The following is a 4183-nucleotide window of genomic DNA, read 5'->3' as shown; positions in this document are numbered from 1 at the left end:
AGCTTCGTTGCATCCGGTCGCGCGGCCATCCACCATCGTCACACCGCCGTGACCTGCACACTCACGAGATCACCGCGACTTTGCAATCGCCCTGACGCAGACCCTCATCCCCCAAGAGCACCCATTCGCTCGAAATGGGGCTCTCCATCAAGGAGCGGATAAACCTCTCCATGGAGTCCTGCCCAGATGAAATCGGTGAAGCCCATATCAAAGAATACCAATTCACCAGCTTCCATCGCCACGTTCCAGACACCCCCTGCAGTTTGCGGCGGAACAAGGAACAGATGATTGCCGGAGATAGACCTTCCAATCGGAATAAGCCCTCCTACTGTCGGATGAATTGGGAATGAAGGAGCGCCTGAGTTGGTTCGTGCCAGAGCCTCATAGGTATCAGACGCAGTACGCCAAAGTTCAGACAGACTCAGACCCTCATCACCCGCGATCCCCCGCGGATGAAATAGCAACATGACGCCCATCAATTCTCCGGAGCCATAGGAGCTGATGAACTCCTTATAGTCGATTGGAAGCTCAAATCCTAGATTAAGCTCGACTTGGCCCCAGTCGCCTGCCAGGCTGCCCTGAACCTCAGGGGCGCCGATCACTTCACGGAATCGAGAGAGTTCCACCCGATGACCTTTCTGAACACGAGTATCCACCTGAGGGTCGATTGTATACTGTGCAGTTTAGCCGGTAACCTGCCGTACCCACAGCGTACATTTGAATTTCGGTCGGAATCGCCTTGTCGGGCCCCCCGTAGACCGGCAGGACGTCATACGTTACGGACCGCTCCCTGACCGCATTCGCCACATCGCTTTCCAGATCCCGCATATGCGGGGAGTTTGCCGGGTTCTGGTATCCGGCCACGAAGTTTCGCCCGGTATCCCGCGCCCCACCCAGTTGATTCCCAATAAGGTGCAGTGCGGCTCTATTTGGGATTGGAAGCCGATAGAACCCTGCGGGCTTCCATTTCGGGTCGAGGCGGAATGCCCTCAGATCAAATTCGTCAATGTGTGCGATCGCCCCCGTCGCCCGACAGTCTTCCCCTCCTGGCCCGAATCGAGTTATCGGTGCATAGAAGAACGACGGATCTTCGGACGGGAAGTCACGCGAGCAGGAATCTCGAGTCCTGCGGGCATTAGGGTTGGCGCCAGAGTGCCCGAATCCAAGGTCCGGCTCTATATCCACGCCTGGGAACATATCTCGCAGCAATTCAAGAGAATATTCATCCTCGGGTGCAAATTGCCCATTGTTCGAAAGGCCGACAGCGCCAAGGACCATGCTCCAGCCGTCACGAAGGGGATTCCAGATGCCCAGAGATCCGTCCCAGTGGATTCCTGCCTCAAGATCACTGGCTGGCTCGTTCGGGTTCTGGGGCGGCGGGGGAGGGAACGACGGCTCGAGCGGGCGGCCGCACCTTGTGTAGCAGCGTCCGCCGCTACCTCGTGACCCGCTTGCCGCCTCGCCGATCCTCTCGATTGGCCGCGTGCTGACGGATGGTGTACCGGGGCCGCACAGCCAGACACTGCAGTTGCCAATACGAGGTCCTTCGCCGCATACACCGCGATTGCAGCTGGAGGTAACCGAACCTGTGGATGAGCTTTGGTAGCCGGGAAGGTTGAAGAGGAACTCGATCGTCTGGCCGAAGAAACCTACGCCTCGGCCGATGGTCTATGGGGCGAGGAAGATCTGGAGAGAGCTGAACCGGCAGGGCCAGGACGTGGCCCGCTGCACCGTCGAACGCCTGATGCGCGAACTCGGCATCGCCGGAGCGGTCCGCGGCAGGCGCGTGATCACCACACTGCCCGGCGGACAGGCCGACCGGGCCCCCGACCTTGTCGACCGGGACTTCGTCGCCGGTGCCCCGAACCGCTGCTGGGTCGCGGACTTCACCCACGTGAAAACCTGGGCCGGAGTCGTCTACGTCGCCTTCGTCGTGGACACCTTCTCCCGCCGGATCATCGGCTGGTCCGCGGCCACCGTGAAGGAGACGGTGTTCGTGCTGGACGCCCTGGAGATGGCGATCTGGCAGCGCGACCGCGACCAACACCCAGTTCAGCCAGGTGAGTTGATCCACCACTCGGACGCCGGATCGCAGCCCGGACTCAGTCGGTCGTCGCAACACCGGCTTCTTGAGTCAAGAGTAGGTGTTCGTTGAGGGCTTCGGCGGGTGTCTTCCATCCGAGGGTTTTGCGGGGGCGGCTGTTGAGGGCGAGTGCGACGGCTTCGAGGTCGTCTGCCTGCCACCGGGACAGGTCGGTGCCTTTGGGAAAGTACTGCCGCAGCAACCCGTTCGTGTTCTCGTTCGTGCCGCGTTGCCACGGGCTGTGCGGGTCCGCGAAGTAGATCTCGAGGCCGGTGTCGACGCGGAGTCGGCTCCGCGGCCCTGGATGTAGAGGGCTTGGTAGATCGCCTCGTGCGAGATGCGCATGGAGTCATCATCGGGGAAGTCGGTCCTGAGCCGGCCCGCGATCTGCTGCGGACTCCAGGCCGTCGCCCACCGCCGGTCCTGACGGCGGGGCTTGTTCCGTCCCTTCCACCGAGGCGTCTTCGGCCCAGTGACCGGCGTTCCGTCCGGACGCTCGTGGGTCGATACCCTCATCCAGGAGGCGCTGTTCCTCCCGCCAGTGGATGAATCGCTGGGGTGCATGGTTCCAAAGCCCCGTGTCGTCAAACGGGCAACGCTCCAACTCGCCAGTGAAGGTTCGTCGAAGGAACTCCACCATCCCGCAGTCGTACGTCGTCCATGGCGACAGGCCACTCGCTCTGAAAACCGCTACCTGCCAATCTTCCGGATCGCCGTCGACGGTCAGCCAGCACGCGATGTCGCCAGCGATACTTACACCCCAGGCGATGACCGGAGTCTTTCCGCGCGTCAGGTCTCCTTCCCTCAAAGCGGGAACCCATCCAGCACGCGCATTGGCTGTTTCCATAGCCATGCCACTACCGCCGTCTAGAGGGCCCAATTCGTCAGGTCGAAGGACGCTGAAGGAGTCCCTGATCGTGCCCGACCCGTAGGTGCTCATGAAAGCGACAAAGTCAGATGGAAAACGTGTACCCCAGCTATCCTCCAGGAGGTCCCATGCGACCTCCTCGTCGCGCCCTGCATCGGGCGGCATCAGGAGATGGAGATGAAGGTTCCCGTTACGCAAGATAATGCCGAGGTGAGCAGGACGTAGGGTCGAGAGAATAGTGCAGTAGCTCGGTAAAGGTTTCAAAAAACAGACTGCTGCCTTCACCCGGCCACCAGTATCGCTCCGAGACTCCCTCCTGAGTGAACATGAAAACTCCGCTGGAAGCATCCCGATTGACGGATAGGGGAAACAGATTGGCGCCCTCAGCGAGGCCCACATCCTCGTGCTGCATGTCCTCTACAAGTTCATCCCTGAACCGCAGCGCGAGGTTAGCCGTGTCGTCCATCGACTCCCAATTCCTGCAACCCAGGATCAGCATCGTCATATAGAAGCCGGACATGCCATCCGTCAAATACAGGAAGTCTTTGTAAGTCTCCTCGAGCGCCTGCCCGCATTGCCCCTCAAGGGATTCCACCTGCGCCCTCGTTGCCGGATCATAAAGTCGAGGGGTCGGCCACAGTCCTGGATTCGCAGAACATTCAATGAGACGATCCCGGACGATATTGTCAACAACTTCAGTGAGCTCCAATTTCATTCCATCCCCTCATGGTCGCGTTATTTCACAAATCCCATACTCGCCGCGCTCGACACTGCCAGTGACACGTTCCGTTGTGTACGTTGCAGGCTGGTTCTTGACACCAGCATAGTAGAACCCTGTTGGCTTATAATCCGTCAAGTACTTCCGGGAATCACCGCCTACGTTGCTATTGACGCGACCGTTCTGCTGATGCCAACAGAAGGGCGAGGTTTTACCAGACCATGTGGTGTCGGGGAGGTGGCCCGCCACCTTGCCGAGGACCTTGTAGTCATATCCGGTCCCTTCAACAACTCCCATGTGTTTGTCCTTGACCTTGGTTGCGACAAATTCAAGCGTCCGAAGGATTCCAGTCTCAGGATCAACCATAGGGGTGCTGGTTTCGACACGTCCAGTCGGAGACAGATAGCCCATCTGCGCATTCAGGGCTGATTCATAGTCTTGGCTGTGAGGAGAAGCGGCAGGTCACAGCCGTGTGGCGGACCTTCAGTTTGGACACGCCGGACGCAACGAAGCT

4 protein-coding genes and 1 pseudogene are annotated in these 4183 nt (G+C 59.6%); 1 reads left to right on the top strand and 4 read right to left on the bottom strand.

Annotated elements, in window-relative coordinates:
• Positions 1-104: 104 nt before the first annotated feature.
• Together AB0M99_RS37500 and AB0M99_RS37495 are read right to left on the bottom strand one after the other, a co-directional pair.
• Positions 105-656, bottom strand: coding sequence for an SMI1/KNR4 family protein (locus tag AB0M99_RS37500; protein ID WP_365928702.1), 552 nt, complete (start codon positions 654-656; stop codon positions 105-107).
• A complete protein-coding gene (locus AB0M99_RS37495) occupies positions 604-1197 on the bottom strand; it encodes a DNA/RNA non-specific endonuclease (RefSeq protein ID WP_365928704.1) in 594 nt (197 codons plus the stop codon). Before AB0M99_RS37495 ends, AB0M99_RS37500 begins: the two co-directional genes overlap by 53 nt.
• A 466-nt stretch (positions 1198-1663) precedes the next feature.
• Between AB0M99_RS37495 and AB0M99_RS37490 the strand changes: the two genes are divergently transcribed.
• Positions 1664-2155, top strand: coding sequence for a DDE-type integrase/transposase/recombinase (locus tag AB0M99_RS37490; RefSeq protein ID WP_365928700.1), 492 nt, complete (start codon positions 1664-1666; stop codon positions 2153-2155).
• Here AB0M99_RS37490 and AB0M99_RS37485 read toward each other — a convergent pair.
• Both AB0M99_RS37485 and AB0M99_RS37480 read right to left on the bottom strand, forming a co-directional pair.
• Positions 2103-2536, bottom strand: a pseudogene (locus tag AB0M99_RS37485) (IS30 family transposase); the annotation flags it as partial. The gene AB0M99_RS37490 and the pseudogene AB0M99_RS37485 overlap by 53 nt on opposite strands.
• A 605-nt stretch (positions 2537-3141) precedes the next feature.
• Positions 3142-3666, bottom strand: a complete 525-nt coding sequence (locus AB0M99_RS37480) for a hypothetical protein (RefSeq protein WP_365928698.1) — start codon at positions 3664-3666, stop codon at positions 3142-3144.
• Positions 3667-4183: the final 517 nt, after the last annotated feature.

The sequence above is a fragment of the Streptomyces sp. NPDC051183 genome, assembly GCF_040682455.1.
Classification (GTDB): domain Bacteria; phylum Actinomycetota; class Actinomycetes; order Streptomycetales; family Streptomycetaceae; genus Streptomyces.
Note: the sequence above shows the minus strand (reverse complement) of the source record. Positions and strands in the feature narration are given on the sequence as shown.

Bases quoted from the DNA above. Each gene is read 5' to 3' on its own strand.
- AB0M99_RS37495 (WP_365928704.1), bottom strand. From the start codon at position 1,197: ATGTTCCCAGGCGTGGATATAGAGCCGGACCTTGGATTCGGGCACTCT.
- AB0M99_RS37490 (WP_365928700.1), top strand. From the start codon at position 1,664: ATGGTCTATGGGGCGAGGAAGATCTGGAGAGAGCTGAACCGGCAGGGC.
- AB0M99_RS37480 (WP_365928698.1), bottom strand. From the start codon at position 3,666: ATGAAATTGGAGCTCACTGAAGTTGTTGACAATATCGTCCGGGATCGT.